We start from the raw sequence: 24363 nt of genomic DNA, 5'->3' as shown, positions 1-24363 counted from the left end.
GTTTCTGTGCCCGGCCGCAGGCCGATAAGGTGCACGTACTCGTACGTGCGGCGCGGCGGTCGGGGACCCGGGGAGGAGGTGTCGTCGCCTTGACCTGGTCGGAGACCGAACTCGTGGCACGCGCCACCCGCGGCGAGGCCGACGCCACCGCGACCCTGCTGGCCGACGTGCGCCCCGGCGTGATCCGCTACTGCCGGGCCCGGCTCGGGCCGGTCGGCGGCGCGTACACCACCGCCGACGACGTCGCCCAGGACGTCTGCATCGCGCTGCTGCAGGCACTGCCCCGCTACCGGCAGCAGGGCGTACCCTTCTCCGCCTTCGTGTACGGCATCTCCGCCCGCAAGGTCGCCGACGCGCAGCGCGCCGCGATGCGCCACCTGTCCGCCGCCGTGCCGTCGCCGCGCACCGAGGCCGACCCGCTCGACCAGCCCGACGACACCCCCGGCCCGGAGCAGCAGGCCCTGGAGAACGACCAGGCCCGCCGCCTGGCCCGGCTGCTCGACCTGCTCCCCGACCCCCAGCGGGAGATCATCGTGCTGCGCGTCGCCGTCGGCCTCACCGCCGACGAGGTCGGCGTCTCCCTCAACATGTCGGCCGGAGCCGTCCGCGTCGCCCAGTCCCGGGCCCTGGCCCGCCTGCGCGCGCTCGCCGACGACCTGCGCGAGGACGTCGCACAGCAGCCCACGCTGGAGAGGAGGCCGGCATGAGCGACCAAGCCTGCCCGGCTTCCGGGCGCGACGGCGACGAGCGACGGGAGGAGGTGGCATGAGCACGCTGGACCGCGATGACGCGCTGCTGGACGGGCTCGGCCTCGGCGGGGCCGCCCACACCGACGACCCGCTCGCCGGGATGCTGGCCGCGTGGCGGGACGACCTCGTCGAGCCGCCGTTCGCGCCCACCCTCGACCTGGACATCGTCGAGCAGGCCGCCCTGGCCGACCCGATCGACCTGGACTCCGACGACGACGAACCGCCAGCCACCGTGCTCCGGCCCGCCGCCTCGGGTCACTCGGACGCCTCGACCGCCGCGAGCCACGTGGTCGCCGCGGGAGCACCCGCGTCCACGGGCCCGGCGGGATCGTCGCGCCCGCCCGGCCGCCGCGCCGGCCCGGCCCGGCCCGTGCGGGGTGCGCGCCTGCGTCCAGGGCGGATGCTGCTTGCCGCCGCGCTGCTCGTCGCCGTCTTCGGCGGCGGGGTCGTCCTCGGGGCCGGGGCAGGGCAGCCCGGCACCCCGCTGTGGCCGGTCACGCAGCTCGTCTACGCCGAGCGCGCCGACTCCCGCGTCGCCGCGCAGGACACGGCGGAGCTGCTGGCACGGGCTGAGCGCGCGCTACGGGAGCAGCGGCACGGCGACGCCGAGACGCTGCTCCGCCAGGCTTGGGACCGGCTCGGCGAGGTCCGCGAGAAGTCGGACCACGAGCGGCTGCGCGCCGAGCTGACGCGCCTGCTGACCGCGTTCGCCGCGGACACCACGCCGACCACCGCCCCGCTGCCGACGCCGACCCCGGCCGGCTCTCCCGCACCGTCCGCCGGAACCGCCACGCCGACCCCGGGCCGGACCGACAGGCCATCGCCCAGCCCCACCCCGGCCTCCGGCAGCCTCCTGCCGGGTCTGCTGCCCTCGCTGCCGCCGATCCTGCCGTCGCTGCTGCCGGACCTGCCGCTGCTGTGAAACGCCGGAGCTCCACCCGTGGGACACGGGCGGAGCTCCGGACTGCCGAGCGCTGGGATCAGGGGCAGCTCAGGACCCCGTCGAGCGGGTCGGAGCTGCACAGGTCGAAGCCCGGCCCGCCGTCGGCGTTGTCGTTGCCGGCCACCCCGTCATCGATCTTGATGAAGTCGGTGCCTTCCTCGCCGTACACCATGTCGTCGCCCTTGCCGCCGCTGAGCAGGTCGCGGCCCGGCCCACCGTAGATGACGTCGTTGCCGCCCTTGCCGTTGATGATGTCGTTGCCGCCGAGGCCGCAGATGACGTCGTCGCCGAGGGTGCCGTTGATGATGTCGGTCCCCGCGGTGCCGGTGATGGTGCACCCCGGCACGGTCGGGCCGACGGTGGTGAACTCGGTGTCGGCGTTGTTCGTGGTGTCCTGGTCCGGGGTGGCGCTGGTGATGCCGCCGCTGTTGCGGATCCTTCCGGTCGCGGTCGGGTCGACCCTCACCACCAGCGTGAACTGGGCCGTGTCGCCGGAGCCCAGGCTCGCCCGGGTGGCCGTCACCTCACCGGTGCCGCCCGCCGGCGGCGTTGACAGCGTCCAGCCGGCGGACGGCGTCGCGAACGACACGAAGGTGGTGCCGGCCGGGATCCCGTCGCGCAGCACGACCGACTGGGCGGTGTTCGGCCCGGCGTTGCGTACGGCGATGGTGTAGGTCAGGTCCGAGCCGGCGGTCACCGGGTCCGGTGCGTCGATCTTCGTGATGGCCAGGTCCGCCGACGGCTGCTGCACCGTGGTCGTCGCCGTGGCGCTGTCGTTCGTCGCGTCGGGGTCGGTCGTGGCGCTGCTGACGGTCGCCGTGTTGGTGAGCGTGCCGGTCACGCCCGTGCCGACGTTCACGACGATGGTGATCACGGCTCCGGCCGCGTCGGCCGCGAGTGTCGACGCGCTCGCGGTCACCGTGCCGCCGCTGCCCACGGCGGGCGAGTCGAGCGTCCAGCCGCCCGGCGCGGTGGCCGACACGAACGTGGTGCCGGCGGGCAGGGTGTCGGTCAGCTCCACCGACTGCGCCGCACCGGGACCGGCGTTGGCCACGGTGATCGTGTAGGTGAGGCTCTGCCCTGCCGTCACCGGGTCCGGGTTGTCGGTCTTGGTCACCGCGAGGTCCGCCTCGTCGGTGGCGGGCGGGCTGTTGCGGGGGCTCGGCGTGCCGGCCGAGAAGTCGACGCTGTTGTTGTCGGTGTCGACCTGCCCGCCGTCGTCGCGCAGCGCGGCGGTGGTATTGGTCAGCGTCGGCGCGGGGCTGGCCTCGGCGGACGACGCCGAGGTGCCGTAGCCGACGAAGTCGCGCACTCCCGCGACGGTGTCGCAGCCTGTGGCGCAGGCGAGCGGCGTCTGGTTGGTGACCAGGGCGACCTTGCCGGAGCTGAGGCTCATCGAAACGTTGCCGACGGCGTTCGGGGCGGGCAGCGGCGTCGTGCCGCCGGGACCCTGAGCTTCCTGGACGAGGTAGTACGTCCCCGGGAGGATCTCGCCGCTCAGCGGGGTCGTCTGCCACGTGTTGCCGGCCGCGCTGGCGTACTGGACCGTCCACCCGGTCACGTCGACTGCGGCCGCGCCCCGGTTGTACAGCTCGATGAAGTCGTTGGTGTAGGTCGCGCCGGTGTTGCCGCCGCCGCCGTACACCTGGCTGATCACGATGTCGGGCGAGACCGCCAGCGCGGGCGTGGGCAGGGACAGACCCGCGACCCCCACCGACAGGCTGACCACGGCGGCCGACGCCGCCCTGCGGACCCACTGACGCATGCGTACCTCCTCGAGCCCCGGACCGGGGACCTGCTGCTCCTGTCCGATCAACTGGGGAGGTTCGAGTTAGTTACTTATTGCAACTATCTGACTACTTAACGTCCAGTCGATGATGCCGTTGCAGCGCGCCTGCCACAGCTCGCGGCGCGCGTCCCTCGCACGGCTAACCCGCAGCGACTGCGGGCTCCCCGTGGATTTCCGAGGGCCAGTCGCCGAGCAGGTGGCGGCACAGCAGCGCCGCGTGCGACAACGGGGTACGCAGGTCGGTTGGGTCGCCGTTGAGCGTGTAATCCAGCAGCACCAGCGGGCCGCGCTCGGCCAGCTCACGCAGCCGCGCCACCTCGGCGGCGGCAGCGCCTTCCAGCACGTGCCGGTACGTCGGCAGGTAGATCTCGCGGCGTGCGTGCTCGTAGCCGAGCAGGACCGTCCCGTGCAGACCGCGGCGGTGACCCAGCGGCGGGCCGTAGGAGGCCGCGGTGCGTTTGAGGCCGCGCATCGCGGTGACCGCGAGTTTGCTCTGGTCCACATCGGCGCGCATGAAGACCTTCAGGGCCTGCCAGACGCCCTCGACGGACTGGCTGGTCACGCCGGGCGTGAACGGCACCGGGATGTCGCCGTGCGGGTAGAACGGGCTCAGCCGCACCCACGGCTGCGGTCCACGCGAGGTCACATCGACGACTACGGCTCCCGGATACGCCGCCTCGATCGACGCCGCAGCTCGACGCCTGCTCGCCAGCCGCACATGCATGAACGCCTCCCGTCGCCACGACTCTCACATGATGTCGAGCCGGTATGACACCAAAGCGCTCCCGGTACCGCACATGACAACGCAAACTGTGCCGCGTAACATGACGCACATGCCAACGCTCAACATCACCCTCTCTCTACCGCAAGATGAGATCGACAGCATCCGGGAGGCGGCTGGCACCGAGTCGCTGGCTAGCCTGACAGCCCAAGCGCTTCGCCGCGAGTTGCGGGCCCGCAGTGCTGAGGCATACAGCGCCTGGAACGAGTCGCTGCCCACCGAGGTCAGGGCTGATCTGGACGCGTGGGACACCGCACCCATGCCCGGGTGGGACGCATGAGGCGCGGCGACGTACACGAGTACGCCATCGGCTCTCGCGTCCTACGGGCTGTCATCGTATCTGCGGACCAGTACCACCCCGGTCGAATCGCCATGGCACCTGTGGTAGAGGTAGACCCTCAGGGAAAAACATTCGGCCTCAGCGTGCCCACCGGCGCTAATGATCCACTCACCGGCAGCGTCGACGTGGGCAGGCTGCGCCCAGCCGACCCTGATCTCATTCGAGCACGGGTGGGAAGAATGTCGACGGCCACCATGGGCCGCGTCTCCTCAGCTCTGCGGGACTTCCTCGACCTGGATTGAACACCACTCAGTCAGGCAGGCCCAGCTTGCTCCCGAGGGCTTGCCCGACTCGACCTATCGTGCTCAGACTTCGGTGACCGTCAGCACGCGGGCGTTCGGGGCGAGGTCGCCGATCTCGGCGCGCAGCTTGGCGCGGTCCGGGTCGGCCATGTAGTCGTCGAGTCCGGCGCGTGAGGCGAACGAGATCACGTGCACCTCGGCCTCCGGGCCGCGCAGCCGCTGCTCCAGCAGGCCGCCGTGGCGCGGCAGCAGCGCCAGCACGTCGTCCTCGTACCGCTGCACGGTCTGCTCGTGCCCGGCCGGATAGTCGACGACGGCCACCAGCCGCAGCCGCGGTGCGACGGTCGGCCCGTCGAGGCGCTTCCAGAAGTGCACGTCGGACACGTCGCCGGGATACCCCTCGGTGCGGCCGGTGGCGACGTACCCGTGGCGGCGGTAGAACTCGGGGGCCTGGAACGTGAACGACGAGACGCTGATCCGGTCGCAGCCGCGGGCCCGGGCCTCGTCCTCGGCGGCGGCCAGCAGGCGGCCGCCCCAGCCGTCGCGACGGTGCTCGGCGTGCACCCACACCATCGAGATCCCGGCGCTGGTGCCCCAGGTCCAGCCGGTCAGCCCCGCGATCACCGCGCCGTCCGGGCCGGTCACCCGCACGGACAGGGACCGTTCCTCGTGTACGCCCACCGCGGCGTTGTTGAACGCGGTCAGCTCCCGGTCCAGCAGCTCGGTGAGTTCCTCGTCCTTGTCCCCCACCACCAGCAGCGCGGACGTGTATGCGTCGGTCACCCGCGGAGTATCCCCATCCCGATCATCACCGAGCAACCCGGTTCTCACACCGGGTTGGGCTGGAAGCTGGCCGTGATCAGGGCGAACTCGTCGAGGTTGTCCTGCCACTGCGACTCCGGCGTCGACCAGTAGATGGCGTGCGCCTGCTTCGGCCCGGTGACGAACCCGCGGTTGATCACGTGGACCCGCCCGGAGGTGCCCTGGTAGGTGAACTCCCAGTCCGCGCAGGCGAGGAAGTAGTCGACCTTGACGATGCGCACCCGCCGGTAGTCGTTCCAGTGGCCCGCGCGCACGCGGTTTCCCTCCTGGCGGGTCCAGTCGGCGACCGGGTCCTTCTTCGGGCTGTCGGACTGGTCGATGAGCAGCAGGCGGCCGCCGTCGGGCTCCTTGAACCGCACGATGGTGCGGTCGCGGGTGACCTTCCACGAGCGCGGCACGGCCACCGCGAAACCGGTGCGGTCCTTGTACAGGTACCAGCCCTCGGGCAGCACCAGCCCGCTCGGCGACGGCGAGGGCGACGGGCTCGGCGAGGCCGCCGTGGACGGGCTCGCGGCCGCCGAAGGCGCCTGGCCGGCGGCGGCGTCACCGCGCGGCTTGCCGCCCAGGCGCGGCACGACCACGACCGCGATCACGGCCAGCACCACGGCCGCCGCCGCGGCGATCGCCAGCAGGCGGCCCTTGCGGGGTCGCGCCACCAGCGCCCCCTCGGGCGGGCCTGGCACCTCGGCCGAACCCACCGCACGATCGCCCAGGCCAGACCCGGCCCGCTGACCGGGCACGGCTGCCGCCGCCGAGGCGGGCTTCGGCTTCGACGCGGTCGACCCGGCCCCCGCTGCAGCGGCGGCGACTGCAGGTGCGATTCCCGGCACAGCCGTGGCACCGCCACCGGCGGCGGGCAACTTCGGTTCGGCAGGCGTCTTGGCCTTGGCCGATGCCTTGGGCTTGGCAGATGCGTCGGCCTTGGCAGGCGCATGGGAGTCGGCGGGTGTCTGCGGCTCGGCGGGTCGCTGCGGGTCGGGCAGTGTCCGGGCCGGTCGCTCGGCCTCGGGCGCGGCCGGCGTGGCGGCGGCTCGTGCGGGCAGCGCCAGGGGCGGCGAGGTCCGCCGCTGGCCGGGAACACCACCGGGGCGTACGCCCGAAAGGAATCCCCCGCCGCCGCGGCGGCCGACGGCCACCCGCAGCAGCACCTGCTCGGCCTCGGCCGCGGTCATGCGCAGGCGCGGGTCCTTGCGCAGCAGGCCCGTGAGCAGCGGCTTGAGCGGTCCGGCCAGGCGGGGCGGGGCGGGTTCCTCGGTGGCGAGCGCGGCGAGTGTCGCCATCGCGTTCGGCCGCGCGTACGGGGACTGGCCCTCGACGGCGGCGTAGAGCGTCGCGCCCAGCGACCACAGGTCTGCGGCCGGCCCGACCTCGCCGCCTTCGACGCGTTCCGGGGAGATGTAGGACGGTGAGCCGAGGATCAGGCCGGTCCGGGTCACGGCGGGGTCGCCGGGCAGGGTGGCCAGGCCGAAGTCGGTGAGCACGACGCGGCCGTCGTCGCCGAGCATGACGTTGCCGGGCTTGACGTCGCGGTGCAGCATGCCCGCCCCGTGCGCGGCGCGCAGCGCGGCCAGCACGCCGAGGCCGATGTCGGCGACCTTGACCGGGGCCAGCCGTCCCTGCTCGCCCATCAGCGCGGCCAGGGACTTGCCCTGCAGGTACTCCATGACGATCCAAGGACGACCGTCGACGGTGACGACGTCGAAGATGCGTACCACGTTGGGGTGGCTGAGCCGGGCGATCGCGCGGGCCTCGCGCAGCGAGCGGGCGTTCATCTCGGCGCGCTCGTCCTCGGTGAGGCCGGCCGGGGGGACGACCTCCTTGACCGCGACGTCGCGGTGCAGGGTCTCGTCGCGGGCCAGCCAGACCATGCCCATCCCGCCCTGGCCGAGGGGTTCGAGCAGCCGGTACCGGTCTGCGAGGACACGAGGTGGCACAGCGGGCATTCGAGGACCCTACCCAAACGGGTGAAGCCCTACACCACGCAGGGAACCAGAGTGTGATCCAGATCCGACGAGACCTTCAGCCGTATGATGCCAACCGTTCGGCGCACCGGAGCCACCGTTCGGCGCGTGTCAGGACGACGAACGGCAAGTCCGACGGCCCGAGCTGCGTATCCTCCCTCGCACCGTTGATCCGTCCCCTTCGTGCGAGGAGGCACGTGCCATGGGTGAACCCGCACCCGACCGGCGACCCGGCGATCGCGATCACAGTCCGTGGAACTGGCTGCTGATCATCCCGATCGTGCTCCCGCTGATCACGACCTTCTACAACGCGTCCAGTCCGGACCTGCTCGGCTTCCCGCGTTTCTACTGGCAGCAGCTGGCCTACATCCTCGTCGGCGTCAGCACCACGACCCTGGTGTACCGGATGACCAAGCGCCGGAACAGGGAGGGCTGACCATGTGGCGTGACCATCTCACCGAGATCATCGTGTTCGCGGTGCTGTTCGTCGGCGTCAGCGTGCTGGGCTTCGTGGCCGCCAAGTGGCGGCGGCCGACCGACATGGAGCACCTCGACGAGTGGGGCCTGGGCGGGCGCAACTTCGGCTCGTGGATCACCTGGTTCCTGGTCGGCGGCGACCTCTACACGGCGTACACCTTCGTCGCCGTGCCCGCGCTGGTCTTCGGCGCCGGGGCGATGGGCTTCTTCGCGGTGCCGTACACCGTCATCATCTACCCGCTGTTCTTCCTGGTCCTGGTGCGGTTGTGGTCGGTGTCGCACCGGCACGGCCTGGTCACCCCGGCCGACTTCGTGCGCGCCCGGTTCGGCTCCCCGACGCTGGCGCTGCTCGTCGCGATCACCGGCATCGTCGCCACGATGCCCTACATCGCGCTGCAGCTCGTGGGCATCGAGGCGGTGCTCAAGACGATGGGCGTCACCGGCGAGTCCACCCTGGCCAGGCACGCGCCGATCATCATCGCGTTCGCCATCCTCGCCGCGTACACCTACCAGTCCGGGCTGCGCGCCCCCGCGCTCATCGCGTTCGTCAAGGACACGCTGATCTACATCGTGATCCTGGTCGCGGTGTTCTGGCTGCCGTCGCAGCTCGGCGGCTGGGGCGCGATCTTCGGCGCGGCGCAGGCGAAGTACGACGCCAGTCCCGCGGCCGGTGACGGGCTGCTGCTCAACGCCAACAACCAGCTGCAGTACATCACGCTGGCGTTCGGCTCGGCCCTGGCGCTGTTCCTCTACCCGCACTCGGTCACCGGCGTGCTCGCCTCCCGCAACCGCGACGTGATCAAACGGAACATGTCCGCGCTGCCCGCGTACTCGCTGCTGCTGGGCCTGCTCGCGATGCTCGGCTTCGCCGCGATCGCCGCCGGGGTCAAGCCGCTGCCCGGCGCGAACCCGGGCTCGGTGGACACCAACACCATCGTGCCGGTGCTGTTCGACAAGCAGTTCCCGGACTGGTTCGCGGGCGTCGCGTTCGCCGCCATCGGCATCGGCGCGCTGGTCCCCGCCGCGATCATGTCGATCGCCGCGGCGAACCTGTTCACCCGCAACATCTACAAGGAGTACCTCAACCGCGAGGCCAGCCCCGCCCAGGAGGCCAAGGTCAGCAAGGTCGCCTCGCTGGTGGTGAAGGTCGGCGCGCTGCTGTGCATCGTGCTGCTGGACCCGCAGTTCTCCATCGACCTGCAGCTCATCGGCGGCGTGATCATCCTGCAGACGCTGCCGTCGGTGGCGCTGGGCCTGTTCACCCGCTGGTTCCACAAGGGCGCGCTGATCACCGGCTGGGTCGCGGGCATGGGCCTGGGCATGTGGATGCTCTACCAGATCGCCAACCCGGCGACCGGGCGGATGCACTTCGCCGGCTCGGCGTTCCCGCTGGAGAAGTTCGGCTTCGGCACCAAGGCGACGATCTACGTCGGCTTCGTCGCGGTGCTGGTCAACATCATTTTCGCGGTACTGGCGACGCTGGTGCTACGGGCCGGGAAGGTCACCGACGGGCCCGACGCGACCGAGCACGACGACTACTTCGTCGACGAGGACTCGCCCCGGCGCGGCATCGACTCCGAAGGGGAGCCGGTGGCCGTCGCCTGAGCCGTGCGGGCCGCCGCGGGCATCGTACGCGGCGGCCGGGCACGGCCGAGGGTGGGCGCGGAGGTCCCCCGCGCCCACCCTTTTCCCGTCTCTACTGCAGGTAGCCCTCGACCTGCTTGACGTCGCCGGCCTTCGCGTCGTCGGGGTTCTCCCCCGCGTCCTTGAGCGCGCGGCGGCGGCGCAGCAGGTCCCAGCACTGGTCGAGGGTCTCCTCCAGCGACTGGAGCCGGGCGGACTCGGTCTCGGGGTCGATCGCGCCCTGCACGCGCTTGGTCCGCAGGTCGTGCTCCTCGGCGACCAGCGAGTCGATCCGCGCGAAGATCTGCTTCTCGTCCATACCCCCCAGCCTGACACGCCCCGCGCCCGCCTGCCCGCCGATCCGGCCGGGCGGGGTCAGCCGAGCCAGCCGTAGAGGCGGTCGACGTGGATGCGAACGGCCAGGCGGCCGTCGGCGACCATCGCGGCCCGGTACTCGGCCCAGTCGGGGTGCTCGCCGCGGATGTCCCGATACAGCCCCACCAGCTCCTCCACCGCCGCGTCGAACGGCTCCGCGGCGGTGGCCGACAGCTCGGCGAGCCCTTCCGCGACGGCGTAGGTCCCACCGCCAGGCGTGGTCACGTAGAAGCTGGCCCGGGGGTCGCGGCGCAGGTTGCGCACCTTGGCCCGGTCGGCGGTACTGGAGAACCGAATCACGCCGTCCCCGGCGAGGTAGTCGACGTTGGACAGCTGCGGCCGCCCGTCGCGCTTGACCGTGGCCAGCACACCCCGGCCGGTACGCCCGATGACCTGCCACAACCGGTCCTGCTCGCTCATGCCCATGCCCTTTCCCCGCGGCCCCGGTGCTTCACGCCGCGACCCGGGCGGCCGACATCAGCTCGGCCATCAGCCGCAACTCGTCCAGCATGCCCCGGGCCGCGGCGTCCATGGCGGGGTTCGGCACGAGCGCGCCGTCCGTGTCGACGGCCTGGCGCAAGTGGATGTTGACCGACTCGGCCAGCGGCAGCATGCGCAGCGCGCCGAGCACCGGCTTGAGCTGCTCGACCGCGCGCATGCCGGCCGAGGACATGCCGTAGCTGACGAACCCGGCGGGCTTGTGGTGCCACTCCCGGTAGAGGTAGTCCAGGGCGTTCTTCAGGGGCGCGCTGTAGCCGCGGTTGTACTCGGGCATCACGAACACGAACGCGTCGGCGGCGTCGGTGGTCTCGCTCCAGCGCCGGGTGTGCTCGTGAGCGTACGGGCCGCCGTCGACGGGCTGGCCGGGCTCGTCGTGGAACGGCAGGTCCAGCTCGGCCAGGTCGACGACGTGCACGTCGAACCCGCCATGGGCGGCGGCGACACCGGCGAACCAGCCGCCGATGAGGTGGCCGACCCGTCCGGGGCGGGTCGAAGCGACGACGACGTTGAGGCGGGGCGCAGCAGACTCTGTTGACATGTCACCAACCTAGCGGCGCGGTTGGTGACATGTCAACAAGGGGGTATGGTGCTCCCGTGACCGAACCCCGCTGGCTCGACGAGAAGCAGGCTCGCGCCTGGCGCGGCTACCGGCGCATGCGCGCCCTGCTCGACCTGCAGATCACCCGCGACCTGGCAAACGACAGCGGGCTGTCCGACGCCGACTACGACGTGCTGTCCAACCTCTCGGAGACCTCACCGCACCGGCTGCGGCTCACCGAGCTGGCCGGCACCATGCTCTGGTCCAAGAGCCGCCTGTCGCACCACCTCACCCGGATGCAGCAGCGCGGGCTCGTCGACCGGGAGGAGTGCGTGGGAGACGCCCGCGGCTCGATCATCGTGCTGACCGAAGCCGGGCTCCGCGCCATCGAGGAGGCGGCCCCCCACCACGTCGCCTCGGTACGCCGCCACATGATCGACCTGCTCACCGAGGACGAGATCGCCGCCCTCGACGCCCTCACCCACCGCGTCATCACCCGCCTCACCACCCCCACCTGACCCCCGCCACCGCCAAACCCCCAGCCCACCCGCTCCGCGAGGATGGCAAGGTGCCCTTCCGCTACGAATAGCGATAAGAAGGTGCCCTTCCCTTCGTTTCGGGTCGTCTAACCTGGACCGGCGGGTCGGCGGTCAAGTGTGAAGGGGACGGGTATGGGCAGGACGGCGCTGGTCACTGGCGGTACGGGTGGGCTCGGGTCGGCGGTGACGGCGGCGCTGCTGGAGCGGGGCTGGCGGGTGGTGGTGCCGTGGTACGCGGAGGCGGAGCTGTCCCGGCTGCCCGCGGGGGCGGACGGGCTCGTGCTGGTGCAGGCCGATCTGACCGACGCCGCTTCGGTGGGCGTGTGCGCGGCGCGCGCTGCCGCCGACGCCGACCGGCCGTTGCGGGCCGTGGTGAACCTCGTCGGCGGGTTCGCGATGGGCGGGCGGGTGCACGAGACGCCCGTCGAGCAGTTCGAGGCGCAACTGCGGCTGAACCTGCGCCCGGCGTACCTGGTCTGCCAGGCGACACTGCCGCACCTGGTCGGGGCGGGTGGAGGGTCGGTGGTGCTGGTGTCGAGCCAGGCGGTGCGCAAGCCGTTCAGCGGCGCGGCCGGTTACCTGACCGCGAAGACCGCGGTGCTGGGCCTGGCCGGAACGCTGCACGCCGAGTACGGCAAGGACGGCGTACGCGTCAACACGATCCTGCCCGGGGTCATCGACACCCCGGCCAACCGCGCGGACATGCCCGACGCCGACCGCAAGGGCTGGACCGCCCCCGCCGACATCGCCGACACGGTCGCCTACCTGTGCTCCGACGCCTCGCGGGCCGTCCGCAACGCCCAGATCAACGTCTGAGGCGTCGTCAGGAGTCGCCGCCACGGTTGTAGAGGCCGCCCTCGACGAACATCATCCGGGCCACCGGGTGGCCCGACTCCGATGCCATCCGGAACCACTGCTCGGCGGCTTCGAGCCCGCTGCGCTGCTCCGCCAGGCGGCCCATGTCGAACATCGCCTCGCGGTCACCGGCCCAGGCGGACTTGCTCAGCCAGTGCTCGGCCCCGTCCCAGTCGCCGGTCACCTTGAGCATGCTGCCCAGCGCCCGCATCGCGACGGCATCGCCCTTCTCCGCGGCCGCGCGCATGAGGTCCATGTCGCGCAGCATGCGCCGGGTCATGATCGCGCGCAGGCCGAACCGGCCGGCCGAGCGCATCCAGACCACGATGACGCCGAGCGCCCAGGCGATCCAGCCCACCGTGGTCAGGGTGCCGTTGTCGATCGACAGGCCCCAGACGACGAGCACGGTGCCGAACACCAGGAACAGCATGACTTCCTCCCCAGGACCCGCTGTAACGTTCCCAACACGATGTGTCAGTGTCAAGTGGACGGTGGCCGCCGAGGACAGCATCGCATCGGCCACCGACCAAAAGGACGCCTGTTCAAGGCGGTGGCCGACACCACGGCGCAGGTCCCCGCCCCGGCCCGGTCCGGGACCTGCTCAGCCGAGGTCGGGGTGCGGCAGGTAGCGGTCCAGGGCCATCGAATCGCCGCCACTGGACAGGAACTGGTCCAGGTCGGCGATGGTGAACCGGGCCTCGAGCAGCAGCGGTAGCAGCGGGTTCGGGCCGAGCATGCACAGTTTGGCCGTGCCCGCCGCGCGGTGCCGGGCCAGCACGGCCAGCACCGCGTCCGCGCAGGCCCGGGTGGTACGCCCGCCCGCCGGCCCGACGAGCAGCGCCCCGCCCGACTCGCGCACCATCGCGTAGCCGTCACCGAGCCGGTAGGCGCTCACCCCGGGCAGGGCGGCATACCAGGCGAGTTCGGCGTCGCGGCGGCCGCCTGACGCGTCGGCGTCGAGGTCGGCGATCTCCGCCGGGGTCGCGGGAGCCGGGCGCAGCCCGTGGTCGGGCAGGGCGGCCAGCGGGCCGCGCAGGTACAGCAGCGGGCTCACCGGGCGCATGCCCTGCCGGACATAGAGCGCGAGCGCTCGCGGGTCCGACGAGGCGAAGGTGACCCGGGGCGCGTCACGGGGCAGCAGCGACTCCAGCAGTGACCGGCCCAGACCCGAGGACTGGTGTTCCGGCAGCACGAACAGGTCGGCCAGGTGCAGCAGGCCGCCCCGGGCGAACGTCGCCCCGAACCCGGCCACGGTGTCCCCCGCGAGCCCGGCGTGCAGGCGGCCGTTGGCCAGTTCGCGGTCCAGGTAGTCGGGGCGCTGCGGCCAGCCGCCCAGGTTGCCGAAGCGGTTCGCGACGGCGCGCACGCCGGCCAGATCGGCCGCGCTCGCCTGCCGCACGGAATACACGCTGCGCAGCCTAGACGCCCACGCCCGGCACCGGGCTCCGCCGCGCCATCCACCGCGACCGAGGTGCGGGATCGACGGATGCCCCTTGACGATGTCTATTCACTCAGTGAATAGTGGTGCCATGTCAGCGTCCTATGTGTTGCTGGGGCTGCTGGCGCGGGGGCCGATGCACGGTTACGAGCTGAAACACGCTTACGACCAGCGGTTGCCCCGCGCCAAGCCGCTCGCGTTCGGACAGGTCTACAGCACCCTCGGCCGGCTCGAACGCGACGGCCTCGTCACCCAGGCCGGGCAGGACCAGGCCGGCGGGCCGGAGCGCACGTCCTTCGCCATCACCGGCGAGGGCCGCGGCGCGCTCGAAGCCTGGCTGAGCGAGGTCGAGGCGCCCGCCCCGTACGTCACCAGCGCCCTGCTCAGCAAGGTCGTCGTCGCACTGCTGGTCGCCGACCCCGCCCGAGCCACCACGTACCTGAGCGCGCAGCAGCAGGCCCACACCGCCCGCATGCGCGAGCTCACCCGCCTCAAGTCCGAACAGGACCTCACCGTGGGCGACCACATCGCCGTGGACTACGCCCTCACCCACCTCGACGCGGACCTGCGCTGGCTGCAGAGCGCCCTGCACCGCGTCGCCGACCTGCACCGGGAGGTGCGATCATGAGCCCGATCCTGACCGCCCGCGACCTGACCAAGACCTTCGGCGTGCAGCCCGCGCTGCGCGGCGTCGACCTCGACCTGCACGAGGGCGAGATCGTCGCGGTACGCGGCCGCAGCGGCTGCGGCAAGTCCACCCTGCTGCACTGCCTGAGCGGCATCGTCCGGCCCGACGGTGGGCAGGTGCACTTCCGGGGCGAGCGCCTCGACGACACCGGCGAGGCATACCGCAGCACGCTGCGCCGCACCCGGTTCGGCGTGCTGCTGCAGCACGGCCACCTGGTCGCGGAACTCACCTCGGCGGAGAACGTGGCGCTGCCGCTGCTGCTCGGCGGCGGTTCGCGCCGGGCCGCGCTGGCCGCGGCGGACACCTGGCTGGGTCGGCTCGGCGTGGCGGAGGCCGCCGAGCAGATCCCGGGCCGGCTGTCCGGCGGGCAGTTGCAGCGGGTCGCGCTGGCCCGTGCCATGGTCACCCAGCCCGAGGTGCTGTTCGCCGACGAACCCACCGGGGCGCTGGACTCCCTGGCCGGAGAACTGGTGATGCAGCTGCTCACCAGGGTCGCCCGGGAGCAGGGCACGGCCGTCGTGGTGGTCACCCACGACGCGACGATCGCCGCGTACGCCGAGCGGGAGCTGGTGCTGCGCGACGGCGCGGTGGACCCGACCGGACTCGGTGTCGCCGTCGGGGCGGGCGCATGAGGCCCGGGGTGCTGGTGCGGCTGGCCCTGGCGGGCACGCGCACCGACCTGGTGCGGGTGGTGCTGACCACCGTCACCGCGACCCTGGCGACCGCGATGCTGCTGGTCGCGGCGACCGTGCTGGCCGTCGACACGCCCGAGCCGCAGTACCAGGTGGTCCTGCTGAACCACTTCGACCTGCGGCAGACCGTCGCGGCGACCCTGCTGCTGGTGAGCCTGCCGGTGCTGGCGCTGGCCGCGCAGGCTGGCCGCATCGGAGCGCTGGCCCGGCAGCGCCGCCTCGCCGCGCTACGGCTGGCCGGGGCGACCCCGCGCCAGGTCGTCACCATCGCGGCGGCGGAGACCGGCGTCGCCGCCGCGCTCGGCAGCGGGCTGGGACTGGCCGCCTGCCTCGCCGGGCGGGTGCTGCTGCACCAGCGCAACCCGGAGGGCCGGCTCTGGCTGCCGACCGACGTGTCACCGTGGCCCTGGCTGCTCGTGCTGATCCTGGTGGGGTTGCCCATGGCCGCCGCGTCGGTCGCCGCGTTGCTGCTGCGGCACATGCAGCACTCGCCGCTCGGCGTGGTCCGGGCCGCCGATACGCCGAAGCCGAAGCCGTGGCCCTTGCTGTTCGTGCCGCTGGGTTTCGCGATCTTCGCGGTGACCGAGACCCGCGGCGGCATGAGCGGATCGGTGGTGCTGCGGCTGTTCTTCGGTGGCGCGGTGACCGCGGCCGGGCTGGTGCTCGGCATGGCCTGGCTGAGCTACCAGGCGGGCCGGCTGCTGCACCGGGCCGGACGGGGACCCGCGACACTGCTGGCCGCCCGCCGGCTGATCACCGACCCGTGGAGCGGCAGCCGCACCGTCGGCGTCCTGCTGGTGTGCGCGCTGGTCGCGGGCGGCGGCCTCGGCATGCGCGACCACTACGCGGCGCAGCTGCGCATCTGGCTCCGCCATGAGCCGCCGCCGGAGCTGGTCGACCGGGTCCGGCAGGGCGAGCCGATCGATCCCTTCTTCGCCAGCGGGCTCAAGGGGATCAGCCTGGCGGTCGGTGTCGCCGCCGCGATCGCCGCGATCGGCGTGCTGACAGCACTGCTGGAGGCGGTCGCGGCGCGACGGCGCGCCTTCGCGGCGCTCACGGCCGTCGGCGTGCGGCGGCGCGTGCTGGCGCGGGCCCTGCTCTGGCAGGCGCTGCTGCCGGTCGCGCTGATGATGCCCGCCGCCGTCGTCCTGGGCGCGGGCATGGTCCACCAGATCCTGCCCGAGATGTACAACATGGTGTTCACGGCGCGCATGATTCCCGGCTGCACGGTCGGGGACTGCGTCACCGGGGACTTCTCGTACCAGCACGAGACGTGGTTCGCCGACTGGGCCGAGGTCGCCCTGGTCAGCGCCGCGGGCATCGGGCTGGTGGCGCTGATCGCGGGCCTGGCCGCGGCGACCTTGCGCACCCGCACCGACCTCCAAGACCTGCGGGCCGCCTGAGCCGCGCCCGTTCCCGGATCATGCCGTCACGGGGCGGCATGATCCGGGAACGGGCCGATGAGCGTGGCGACCGCGGCGCGCAGGTTGTCGCGGGCCGCCTCGGGCGCGCCGAGGTAACCCGCGACCATCGCCCCGTCGCGCAGCATGACCAGGGTGTCCGCGCCCAGCCGCGGGTCCGCGTACCCCATGGTGGTCAGCAGGTCGACCAGGGCCGCGCGGAACCACCCGCGGTGAGCCACGACCGCCTGGTGCACGGGGTGAGCCGGGTCCGGGAACTCGGCCGCGGCGTTGATGAACGGGCAGCCCCGGAACCCGGGCGCGCAGATGTCCTCGCCGATGCCGTCGACCAGCAGCCCGAGCAGCTCCGACGGATCGGGCACCTGCGCGACGGCCGCGGCGAGGCGGGCGCGGATGGCCGCGTCGGCGTGCTCGACGTACGCGCGGACCAGGTCGTCCTTGCCGGGGAAGTGGCGGTAGAAGGTGGCGCGGGTGACCTGCGCCTGCTCGATCACCCGGTCCACGCCCACCGCGTGGATGCCCTCGGCGTAGAAGACCTGTGCCGCGCCCGCGAGCAGGCGCTCGCGGGCCGCGGAAGGCCGTACGGTCATCTCGGTCACCTGACCAGGGTAGGGACCCGGACTCAGCGCGCGTTGCGCACGGCCCAGGCCAGGGACTGATCGGCCACTTCCTGCCAGCCGTCCTGCCCGACGGTGTAATGGCTGCGGCCGGGGTACTCGCGGTATTCGGTGAGCGCCGACGAGTGCCGGTAGAGGCGGTGGTTGGACCGGTTCACCGAGGCGGGCACGATGTGGTCGGCGCCGCCCGCGACGAACAGCAGCGGCGCGCGGTCGTCGCGGCGCACGTCGACCTTCAGCGGCGAGTTCGGGTCCAGGTTGGCGAAGGCGCCCTGGAACAGGGCGCGTGCGGCGGCCGGGACGTGGTAGCGGTCGTAGACCTGCCGCGACTGCTCGGCGGTGAGCGTGTTGGTGAAGGCGTAGTGGAACTGCTCGGGGGTGAGCGGCACGGCCTTCTTGCGGTTGGCCGGGTTGCCCAGCACCGGTGAGGCGGCCTTGAGCTGGGTGAGCGGGAGCCGGTGGACGCCGCGGATCTGGCCCGAGTTGATGGCGACACCGGCCGCGCCCAGGCCACGGCCGAGCAGGATCTGCGTCAGGGCGCCGCCGAACGAATGGCCCATGATGATCGGCCGGGTGTCGAGGTCGGCGATGATCCGCTCGTAGTGGTCGGCGACCTCGCCGACGCCCAGGCCGGCCAGCGGCGACGGGTCCCGGCGCAGCGCCTCGACGCCGCCCTCCAGGCCGGGCCAGGACGGGGCGAGCACCCGGAAGCCCTGCTCGGTGTAACGCTCGATCCAGTGCTCCCAGCTCAGCGGGGTCATCCACAGGCCGTGGATCAGCACGATCGTGTCGGGGGCGGTCATGGCCGGTCAACTCCTCGTTCGTAGTAGACGGAACGTTCTGTCTACGTTTGAATCTACGCTCGGCGGTGGCGCGAGTTCAAGGGGAGGGAGAACGGTCGTTCTATGAGCTGGGTCACGGTGGTGGCGCGCGGGATAGGGTGCGGGCATGACCGGTTCGGCGCTCGACGCGCTCAGCTCCGCAGGCCTCGACCACCGCGTGATCCGGCACGGGCCGGTGCGCAGCCTCGCCGAGGCGGCGGCCGCCCGGGGTGTGGAGATACCCGACGTGGTGAAGACGATCGTGGTGCGGCGCGGGGATGACGATTTCCTGTTCGTGCTCGTCCCGGGCGATCGGGTGATCTCGTGGCCGAAGCTGCGGGCGCTGCTCGGGGTGTCCCGGCTGTCCATGCCGGACGCGAACGAGGCGAAGAACGCGACCGGGTACGAGCGCGGGACGATCACGCCGTACGGGTCACTCAAGCCGTGGCCGGTGATCGCCGACGAGCGGCTGCGCGGGCGGGAGATCACGCTCGGCGCGGGCGAGCACGGGGTGGCCGTCGCGGTCGACGCCGACGCGGCGGTGAACGGTCTCGGCGGCACGTACGCCGACGTCACCGACCCGGAACCGGTGAAGTAACCGCGAAACCACGCCGCCGGCCGCAGCTCAGGCGCGATGTCGGGTTAAGAAGGTGCCCTTCCTCTACGCGGAGCGATGGGAAGGTGCCCTTCCTTTCTGCAGGGCGTGGGCGAGGCGGGTGATGGCTTCCTCGTGGTGGGCGGGTGGGGCGGCGGCGTAGGTGAGGCGCAGGTGGGGGGCGGGGGGCTCGGCGGCGTACCAGGGGCGGCCGGGGAAGACGATGACGCCCTCGGTGGCTGCCGCGGTGGCGAGGGCGACGTCGTCGGTGCCGTCGGGCAGCGGGGTCCAGAGGTGCAGGCCGCCGCGGGGGACGGTCGGTGGGACCAGGTCGGGTAGGTGGCGGCGGAGCGCGGACAGGAGGGCGTCGCGGCGGTCGCGCAGGGATGAACGCAGGGCGCGGCGGTGGCGGGTCCAGGCCGGGGAGGTGACGAACTCCAGGGCGGCCTGCTGGAGTGGGCCGGCCACGTAGAAGTCGTCCAGGAGGCGGGCCGCGCGCAGGCGCGCGCCGGCAGGCCCGCGGGCGCCGATGGCCGCCACGCGCAGGCCGGGAGCGGTCGCCTTGGTCAGCGAGCGCAGGTAGACGACGTGGCCGTCGGGGTCGTCGGCGGCCAGCGGCGGCGGGGCCTCCCCGTCGATGGTGAGGTCGCGGGCGTAGTCGTCCTCGATGAGGAACGCGCCGGCGGCGCGCACGGCCGCGGCGACTTCGGCGCGGCGGTGCCCGGCCAGGGTCGCGCCGTGCGGGTTGGCGTACAGCGGCTGGCAGTAGAACAGCCGCGCGCCGGTGCGGGCGAAGGCGGCGGCGAGCTGGTCGGGGCGTACGCCGTCGGCGTCGGCCGGGACCGGCACCACCCGCAGCCCGGCGGCCCGCGCCGCGGCCAGCGCGCCGAGGTAGGTCGGCGACTCGACGAGCACCGTGTCGCCGGGGGCGCTGAGCGCGCGCAGCGCGGTGGACAGTCCGGCCTGGCCGCCGGCGCAGATCACCATGTCGTCGGCGCGCAGTCCGGCCCCGGCCTCGCGGGCGAACCAGGCCCGCAGGTCCGCGCGCCCCTCGACGGGGCCGCGCTGCCACGCCGCGGGCTGGCGGGCGGCCCGGGTCAGCGCCGCGCCCAGTGCGGCGGCGGGCTGCAGGTCGGCGTCGAGGTAGCCGCCGACCAGCGGGATCGCCCCGGCGGGCGGTAACGCCAGTAACGCCTGCAGCTCCTCGTCGCCCGGCGGGCGCGCCCCGAGCGCGACGGTCTGCCAGGACAGGTCGGGCACGGTGGGCTCGTCGGGCGGGACGGCCACGAAGGTGCCCTTGCCGGGCCGGGCCTCGATCACGTTCTGTGCCACCAGCTGCCGGATCGCCTCGGCGACGGTGACCGGTGAGGCCTGGTGGCGGGCGGTCAGCTCGCGTACCGACGGCAGCCGGGTCCCCGGGCCCGCGGCGGCGGCGAGCCCGCGCAGATCTTGGATAACGCGGGCCGCTGCGTTATCGTTACTCATGACGGACAAGAGTAGCGCTACTGTCCCCGAAACGGTAACAGCGGACCGGGTCACCGGACTGGCCCTGGGCGCGGTCGGGGTGCTGGCGTTCAGCATGTCGCTGCCCATGACCCGGATCGCCGTGCAGCAGCTCGACCCCTGGTTCGTCGCCTTCGGCCGCGCGGTCGGCGCGGCCCTGCTCGCCCTGGCCTACCTGCGGTTCACCGGCGCGCCCCGGCCCAGCCGCGCCCAGTGGCGGCGGCTGGCCGTCGTCGCCCTCGGTGTCGTGGTCGGGTTCCCGCTGTTCACGTCGCTGGCGCTGACCACGCAGACGTCCGCGCACGGGGCCGTCGTGAACACCGTGCTGCCCGCCATGACCGCGATCTTCGCGGTGCTGCGGGCCGGTGAGCGCCCGCCGCCCGCGTTCTGGGCCGCCGGCGCGGCCGGGCTGCTGGCCGTGCTGACCTTCCTGGTCACCAGCGGCGCGGTCCAGGGCGCGCTCACCGTCGCGGACCTGTTCCTGCTGGTCGCGGTGGTGCTGTGCGGCCTCGGGTACGCCGAGGGCGGCGCGCTGTCACGAGAGCTCGGCGGCGCGCGCACCATCTGCTGGGCGCTGCTGGTGTCGCTGCCGGTCACCGTGCCGGTGACGATCGCCGCCGCGGTGGCCCATCCCCCGCGCGCCGACACCACCGGCTGGACCGCGTTCGGCTACCTCACCGTGATCTCCATGTTCCTCGGCTTCTTCGCCTGGTACGCGGGCCTGGCCCGGGGCGGCATCGCCCAGGTCGGCCAAGTCCAGCTCACCCAGCCCGTGCTCACCCTGGGCTGGTCGGCGCTGCTGCTGGGTGAGACGGTGACTCCCGCCTCGATCGGGGCCGCGCTGGTGGTGCTCGCCTGCGTCGTGCTCATCCAGCGCACCCGTGCGAGCGCGCCCGCGCCCGCCGTCGGAAAGGTCTGACCATGTACACACCCGCCCACTTCGCCGCCGACGAGTCCGCCGTCCGCGAGCTGCTGACGAACCACGGTGCCGCCGACCTGGTCACCGCGACCGCGGACGGCCTGGTCGCGACCACGCTGCCGTTCGTGTACGACCCGGACACCGGCCCGCACGGCGCGCTGCTCGGCCACCTGGCCCGCAACAACGACCAGTGGCGCCGCCCCGTGCTGGGCGAGGCCTTGGCGATCCTGCGCGGCCCCGACGCCTACGTCTCGCCGACCTGGTACGCGGCCAAGGCCGAGCACGGGCGGGTCGTGCCGACCTGGAACTACACCGTCGTGCACGCGTACGGCGAGCTGGTCGTGCACGACGACCCGGACTGGACCGGGGCGCTGGTGCGCCGGCTGAGCGACCAGCACGAAGGCCACCGCCCGCAGCCGTGGTCGGTCGACGACGCCCCGGCGGCGTTCGTCACCGGCCAGCTGCGCGCGATCGTCGGCATCGAGCTGCGCATCACCCGCATCGAGGCCAAGTGGAAACTGAGCCAGAACCGCTCGGCGGCCGATGTGGACGGTGTCGTCGCCGGGCTGCACGCCGACGGTGCGTCTGCCGCCGCCCACGCCGTGGACCGCGCCCGGCGCAGGGACTAAAGTTCGAGGCCCCCGACAGCGCCACACCCCCGGAGCGCACCCCATGACGACGAGGTCGACTCGGCTGTTCATCATCCTCGGTCTGGCGCTGGCACTGCTGGGCGGTGGGGCGTACGCGGCCGTCCAGGTCGCCAAGGACCGGGTGGACGAGGCGATCCCGCAGGTCGACCTGTTCGGCCCGAGCGAGGAGCCGTCGCCGTCGCCGAGCCCAAGCGCCAGCCCCACTCCCCCGGCCGGGGCGGACATCAAGGGCCCGCTGAACATGCTCATCCTGGGCCGCGACACGCGCGAGGAGCAGAAGGGCTCGCCACCGCACGGCGACGTCGTGATGATCCTGCACGTCGACAAGGACCTGACCGGTGCGTACCTCACCTCGCTGCCGCGGGACCTGGTCGTCGACATCCCGGCGTTCACGCCGTCGCGCTTCGGCGGGGAGCGCAGCAAGCTCACCCACGCCCTGACCTACGGCGCGCGGGTGCCCGGCAGCGGCTCGAAGTGGAACCTCGCGCAGGGTTTCCAGCTGCTGGCCAAGACGGTGAGCAAGTACACCGGGATCGCCCGGTTCGACGCGGGCGCGATCATCTCGTTCGGCGGCTACGTCCGGCTGATCAACGCCATCGGCGGCGTCGACATCTACGTCGACCAGAAGGTCGTCTCGATCCACCGCCGCCCCGACGGCGTGCACCGCGCGACCTGCCGCGGCTGCGCGCACGGCTACTCCGGCCCGCGGATGACCTACAACGTCGGCACCCGGCACATGAACGGCTGGATGGCCCTGGACTACGCCCGGCAGCGGTACATCACCGGCAGCGACTACGCGCGCCAGCGCCACCAGCGCCAGCTCATCAAGGCGATGCTGACCAAGGTGCTCAGCGGCGACCTGCTCACCGACCCCACCAAGCTGGACGACGTGCTCGGCGCGCTCGGCGAGACGTTCACCTTCGACGGCCGCGGCCGCAAACCCAGCGAGTTCGCGTACGCCCTGCGCAACATCCGCCCCGCGAACCTGACCCTGGTCGGCCTGCCCGGCAGCGGCGTCTTCAGCGGCGGCGCCTACCGCGGCGAACGCCTCGACGCCGTCCAATCCACCTACTTCGCCGCCCTGCGCGCCGACAAACTCGACGCCTGGACCAAGTCCCACCCCAAGCTCGTCAACCTCCGCTGACGCTGCAAGGATCGTGGCATGGTGGGGCAGGCGGTGTCCGTGCGCGCGGCGCTCGCGCAGGACGTGCCGGCGATCGTGGCGCTGGTGGAGTCGGCGTACCGGGGGGACAGCAGCCGGGCCGGGTGGACCACCGAAGCCGACATCCTGCAGGGCCAGCGCACCGACGCCGAGGCCGTCGCCGCGCACGTGGCGGACCCGGACAGCGTGGTGCTGCTCGCCGAGCGCGGCGGGGAGCTGCTGGCCTGCTGCCACCTGGAACGCCACGACGGGTACGCGTACTTCGGCATGTTCGCGGTGCGCCCGCTGCTGCAGGGCGGCGGCCTGGGCAAGACCGTGATCGCCGAGGCGGAGCGTTTCGCCGCCGACGAGTGGGGCGTGCCCGAGATGCACATGACCGTCATCTCGGTGCGGGAGGAACTCATCGCCTGGTACGAACGCCGTGGTTACACGCGCACCGGGCAGACGAGCCCCTTCCCGTACGGTGACGAGCGCTTCGGCCTGCCGCAGCGCGACGACCTCGAGTTCGAACTGCTCGTCAAGAAGCTCTAGACGAAGAACTCCTTGAGCACCGGCGCGACGGCCTCCGGCTTGAGCAGGTGGGTCTGCCCCGGCAGGGTGCGGTAGCCGGCGCTCGGCAGCGCCTGCGACAGGGCCTTGGCCCCGTTGCGCATGTACGCCGGGCTCTTGCCGCCGTCCATGACCAGCGCCGGCAGCTGCGCGCCCGCCCAGCGGGAGGCGTCCAGCGGCTTGCCGCGGCCGGTGTCGCCGAGCACCCGGAAGTCGTACGGCAGCGTGTGCGCCACCGCCTTGAGCTTCTTGAAGTTCGGCGTCAGCTTCATGATCGCGACCACGATGCCGGGCACCCCGACCGTCTTCATGAACGTGGTGACGGCGTCGCCGCGGCGGTCCTGCGCGATCATCGTGTCCATCTTGTCCAGGTAGTCGTCGGGCCGGGCCGCGTGCGTGCCGTCGACGATGAACGGCGGCTCGTACACGGCGAGCTTGCGGACACCGCCCAGCCGCGCGGCGGCGTCGCAGGCCAGCACCGCGCCGGACGAGCTGCCGTACACGTAGGCGCTGCCGCCGGCCTCCTTGATCAGCGCGTCGAGGTCCTCGACCTCCCGCTCGACGGAGTACGGCGCGGTGTCGCCACTGTCGCCCCGGCCGCGCCGGTCGTAGGTGTAGACGGTGTAGGAGTCGGTCAGCAGCTTCGCCAGCGGCTCGGCCGGGCCCATGGCGCGGTGGCACATGGCCCCGTCGACCAGGATCACCGCCGGACCCTGCCCGGCCCTGCTGTACGCGATGACGGTGCCGTCCGCGGAGACGACGGTGTTCATGGG

General features: G+C 72.7%; 28 protein-coding genes. 15 read left to right on the top strand and 13 right to left on the bottom strand.

Translation table 11 applies throughout. The features are described 5' to 3' along the window. Nucleotides 1–89: 89 nt before the first annotated feature. Together shbA and ACFQO7_RS18090 are read left to right on the top strand one after the other, a co-directional pair. Nucleotides 90–707, top strand: coding sequence for an RNA polymerase sigma factor ShbA (gene shbA, locus ACFQO7_RS18095; RefSeq protein ID WP_376807437.1), 618 nt, complete (start codon nucleotides 90–92; stop codon nucleotides 705–707). Between the two features lie 58 nt (nucleotides 708–765). Further along, nucleotides 766–1671 (top strand): anti-sigma-D factor RsdA, encoded by a 906-nt coding sequence (locus tag ACFQO7_RS18090; RefSeq protein WP_376807436.1) that lies wholly within the window; start codon nucleotides 766–768, stop codon nucleotides 1669–1671. 58 nt (nucleotides 1672–1729) lie between these two features. Here ACFQO7_RS18090 and ACFQO7_RS18085 read toward each other — a convergent pair whose 3' ends face one another. After that, nucleotides 1730–3457, bottom strand: coding sequence for a lamin tail domain-containing protein (locus tag ACFQO7_RS18085; protein WP_376807435.1), 1728 nt, complete (start codon nucleotides 3455–3457; stop codon nucleotides 1730–1732). Between the two features lie 163 nt (nucleotides 3458–3620). Further along, nucleotides 3621–4205, bottom strand: a complete 585-nt coding sequence (locus ACFQO7_RS18080) for a DUF6939 family protein (protein WP_376807434.1) — start codon at nucleotides 4203–4205, stop codon at nucleotides 3621–3623. A 109-nt stretch (nucleotides 4206–4314) separates the two neighbouring features. Here ACFQO7_RS18080 and ACFQO7_RS18075 point away from each other — a divergent pair, with 109 nt between their 5' ends. Then, the gene (locus ACFQO7_RS18075; RefSeq protein WP_376807433.1) at nucleotides 4315–4542 is read left to right on the top strand and encodes a hypothetical protein; all 228 of its coding nucleotides are present in this window, start codon (nucleotides 4315–4317) and stop codon (nucleotides 4540–4542) included. Between the two features lie 365 nt (nucleotides 4543–4907). On the opposite strand, the gene ACFQO7_RS18070 is transcribed toward ACFQO7_RS18075, so the two are convergent. Continuing rightward, nucleotides 4908–5627 (bottom strand): GNAT family N-acetyltransferase, encoded by a 720-nt coding sequence (locus ACFQO7_RS18070; RefSeq protein WP_376807432.1) that lies wholly within the window; start codon nucleotides 5625–5627, stop codon nucleotides 4908–4910. Nucleotides 5628–5671: 44 nt separating this feature from the next. Next, entirely contained in the window at nucleotides 5672–7609 is a 1938-nt protein-coding gene (locus ACFQO7_RS18065; RefSeq protein WP_376807431.1) for a serine/threonine-protein kinase, read from the bottom strand. Nucleotides 7610–7829: 220 nt separating this feature from the next. Here ACFQO7_RS18065 and ACFQO7_RS18060 point away from each other — a divergent pair, with 220 nt between their 5' ends. Further along, nucleotides 7830–8063, top strand: a complete 234-nt coding sequence (locus ACFQO7_RS18060) for a DUF3311 domain-containing protein (RefSeq protein WP_376807430.1) — start codon at nucleotides 7830–7832, stop codon at nucleotides 8061–8063. A 2-nt stretch (nucleotides 8064–8065) separates the two neighbouring features. Continuing rightward, on the top strand, nucleotides 8066–9709 hold the full coding sequence (gene mctP / locus ACFQO7_RS18055; protein ID WP_376807429.1) for a monocarboxylate uptake permease MctP: 1644 nt from the start codon (nucleotides 8066–8068) through the stop codon (nucleotides 9707–9709). A 91-nt stretch (nucleotides 9710–9800) separates the two neighbouring features. Here mctP and ACFQO7_RS18050 read toward each other — a convergent pair whose 3' ends face one another. Genes ACFQO7_RS18050 through ACFQO7_RS18040 form a run of 3 tightly spaced genes read right to left on the bottom strand, consistent with a single transcriptional unit; the run spans nucleotide 9801 to nucleotide 11141 of the window. Further along, the gene (locus ACFQO7_RS18050) at nucleotides 9801–10046 is read right to left on the bottom strand and encodes a DUF2630 family protein (protein ID WP_360535124.1); all 246 of its coding nucleotides are present in this window, start codon (nucleotides 10044–10046) and stop codon (nucleotides 9801–9803) included. 56 nt (nucleotides 10047–10102) lie between these two features. Then, the gene (locus tag ACFQO7_RS18045) at nucleotides 10103–10522 is read right to left on the bottom strand and encodes a PPOX class F420-dependent oxidoreductase (RefSeq protein ID WP_376807428.1); all 420 of its coding nucleotides are present in this window, start codon (nucleotides 10520–10522) and stop codon (nucleotides 10103–10105) included. Nucleotides 10523–10553: 31 nt separating this feature from the next. Further along, on the bottom strand, nucleotides 10554–11141 hold the full coding sequence (locus tag ACFQO7_RS18040) for an NADPH-dependent FMN reductase (protein ID WP_376807427.1): 588 nt from the start codon (nucleotides 11139–11141) through the stop codon (nucleotides 10554–10556). Nucleotides 11142–11197: 56 nt separating this feature from the next. Here ACFQO7_RS18040 and ACFQO7_RS18035 point away from each other — a divergent pair, with 56 nt between their 5' ends. Together ACFQO7_RS18035 and ACFQO7_RS18030 are read left to right on the top strand one after the other, a co-directional pair. Beyond that, on the top strand, nucleotides 11198–11659 hold the full coding sequence (locus tag ACFQO7_RS18035; RefSeq protein ID WP_376807426.1) for a MarR family winged helix-turn-helix transcriptional regulator: 462 nt from the start codon (nucleotides 11198–11200) through the stop codon (nucleotides 11657–11659). A 153-nt stretch (nucleotides 11660–11812) separates the two neighbouring features. Next, on the top strand, nucleotides 11813–12496 hold the full coding sequence (locus ACFQO7_RS18030; RefSeq protein WP_376807425.1) for an SDR family NAD(P)-dependent oxidoreductase: 684 nt from the start codon (nucleotides 11813–11815) through the stop codon (nucleotides 12494–12496). Between the two features lie 7 nt (nucleotides 12497–12503). Here the strand turns inward: ACFQO7_RS18030 and ACFQO7_RS18025 are convergent, their stop codons facing one another. Together ACFQO7_RS18025 and ACFQO7_RS18020 are read right to left on the bottom strand one after the other, a co-directional pair. Then, entirely contained in the window at nucleotides 12504–12965 is a 462-nt protein-coding gene (locus tag ACFQO7_RS18025; protein WP_376807424.1) for a tetratricopeptide repeat protein, read from the bottom strand. A 171-nt stretch (nucleotides 12966–13136) separates the two neighbouring features. After that, the gene (locus ACFQO7_RS18020; RefSeq protein ID WP_376807423.1) at nucleotides 13137–13943 is read right to left on the bottom strand and encodes a GNAT family N-acetyltransferase; all 807 of its coding nucleotides are present in this window, start codon (nucleotides 13941–13943) and stop codon (nucleotides 13137–13139) included. A gap of 121 nt (nucleotides 13944–14064) precedes the next feature. Between ACFQO7_RS18020 and ACFQO7_RS18015 the strand changes: the two genes are divergently transcribed. The 3 genes from ACFQO7_RS18015 to ACFQO7_RS18005 are packed head-to-tail and all read left to right on the top strand — an operon-like array spanning nucleotide 14065 to nucleotide 16756. Next, nucleotides 14065–14601: a PadR family transcriptional regulator gene (locus ACFQO7_RS18015; protein ID WP_376807422.1), complete on the top strand. Its 537-nt coding sequence runs from the start codon at nucleotides 14065–14067 to the stop codon at nucleotides 14599–14601. After that, on the top strand, nucleotides 14598–15293 hold the full coding sequence (locus ACFQO7_RS18010; protein ID WP_376807421.1) for an ABC transporter ATP-binding protein: 696 nt from the start codon (nucleotides 14598–14600) through the stop codon (nucleotides 15291–15293). The genes ACFQO7_RS18015 and ACFQO7_RS18010 overlap by 4 nt, the downstream gene beginning before the upstream one ends. Continuing rightward, the gene (locus ACFQO7_RS18005) at nucleotides 15290–16756 is read left to right on the top strand and encodes an FtsX-like permease family protein (protein WP_376807420.1); all 1467 of its coding nucleotides are present in this window, start codon (nucleotides 15290–15292) and stop codon (nucleotides 16754–16756) included. The genes ACFQO7_RS18010 and ACFQO7_RS18005 overlap by 4 nt, the downstream gene beginning before the upstream one ends. Before the next feature lie 26 nt (nucleotides 16757–16782). Here the strand turns inward: ACFQO7_RS18005 and ACFQO7_RS18000 are convergent, their stop codons facing one another. Then, on the bottom strand, nucleotides 16783–17364 hold the full coding sequence (locus ACFQO7_RS18000) for a TetR/AcrR family transcriptional regulator (RefSeq protein WP_376807465.1): 582 nt from the start codon (nucleotides 17362–17364) through the stop codon (nucleotides 16783–16785). A 32-nt stretch (nucleotides 17365–17396) separates the two neighbouring features. After that, nucleotides 17397–18194: an alpha/beta hydrolase gene (locus ACFQO7_RS17995; RefSeq protein WP_376807419.1), complete on the bottom strand. Its 798-nt coding sequence runs from the start codon at nucleotides 18192–18194 to the stop codon at nucleotides 17397–17399. Between the two features lie 145 nt (nucleotides 18195–18339). On the opposite strand from ACFQO7_RS17995, the gene ACFQO7_RS17990 reads away from it, so the two are divergent. After that, nucleotides 18340–18810 carry an aminoacyl-tRNA deacylase gene (locus ACFQO7_RS17990; RefSeq protein ID WP_376807418.1) on the top strand — a complete coding sequence of 157 codons (471 nt, stop codon included), beginning with the start codon at nucleotides 18340–18342 and terminating at the stop codon, nucleotides 18808–18810. 63 nt (nucleotides 18811–18873) lie between these two features. Here the strand turns inward: ACFQO7_RS17990 and ACFQO7_RS17985 are convergent, their stop codons facing one another. Further along, nucleotides 18874–20292 carry an aminotransferase-like domain-containing protein gene (locus tag ACFQO7_RS17985; protein ID WP_376807417.1) on the bottom strand — a complete coding sequence of 473 codons (1419 nt, stop codon included), beginning with the start codon at nucleotides 20290–20292 and terminating at the stop codon, nucleotides 18874–18876. Between ACFQO7_RS17985 and ACFQO7_RS17980 the strand changes: the two genes are divergently transcribed. From ACFQO7_RS17980 to ACFQO7_RS17965, 4 genes are read left to right on the top strand one after another with little or no spacing between them, the layout of a single operon-like run. After that, a complete protein-coding gene (locus tag ACFQO7_RS17980) occupies nucleotides 20291–21229 on the top strand; it encodes a DMT family transporter (protein WP_376807416.1) in 939 nt (312 codons plus the stop codon). The two genes, ACFQO7_RS17985 and ACFQO7_RS17980, sit on opposite strands and share 2 nt — an antisense overlap. Before the next feature lie 2 nt (nucleotides 21230–21231). Continuing rightward, nucleotides 21232–21858 (top strand): FMN-binding negative transcriptional regulator, encoded by a 627-nt coding sequence (locus ACFQO7_RS17975; protein WP_376807415.1) that lies wholly within the window; start codon nucleotides 21232–21234, stop codon nucleotides 21856–21858. 43 nt (nucleotides 21859–21901) lie between these two features. Continuing rightward, nucleotides 21902–23023 (top strand): LCP family protein, encoded by a 1122-nt coding sequence (locus tag ACFQO7_RS17970; RefSeq protein WP_376807414.1) that lies wholly within the window; start codon nucleotides 21902–21904, stop codon nucleotides 23021–23023. A gap of 18 nt (nucleotides 23024–23041) precedes the next feature. Further along, nucleotides 23042–23572, top strand: coding sequence for a GNAT family N-acetyltransferase (locus ACFQO7_RS17965; RefSeq protein ID WP_376807413.1), 531 nt, complete (start codon nucleotides 23042–23044; stop codon nucleotides 23570–23572). Here the strand turns inward: ACFQO7_RS17965 and ACFQO7_RS17960 are convergent. After that, a complete protein-coding gene (locus ACFQO7_RS17960; protein ID WP_376807412.1) occupies nucleotides 23569–24360 on the bottom strand; it encodes an alpha/beta fold hydrolase in 792 nt (263 codons plus the stop codon). The genes ACFQO7_RS17965 and ACFQO7_RS17960 overlap by 4 nt on opposite strands. Nucleotides 24361–24363: the final 3 nt, after the last annotated feature.

The sequence above is a fragment of the Catellatospora aurea genome (assembly GCF_042663325.1).
In the GTDB taxonomy this organism is placed as follows: domain Bacteria; phylum Actinomycetota; class Actinomycetes; order Mycobacteriales; family Micromonosporaceae; genus Catellatospora; species Catellatospora aurea.
Note: the sequence above shows the minus strand (reverse complement) of the source record. Positions and strands in the feature narration are given on the sequence as shown.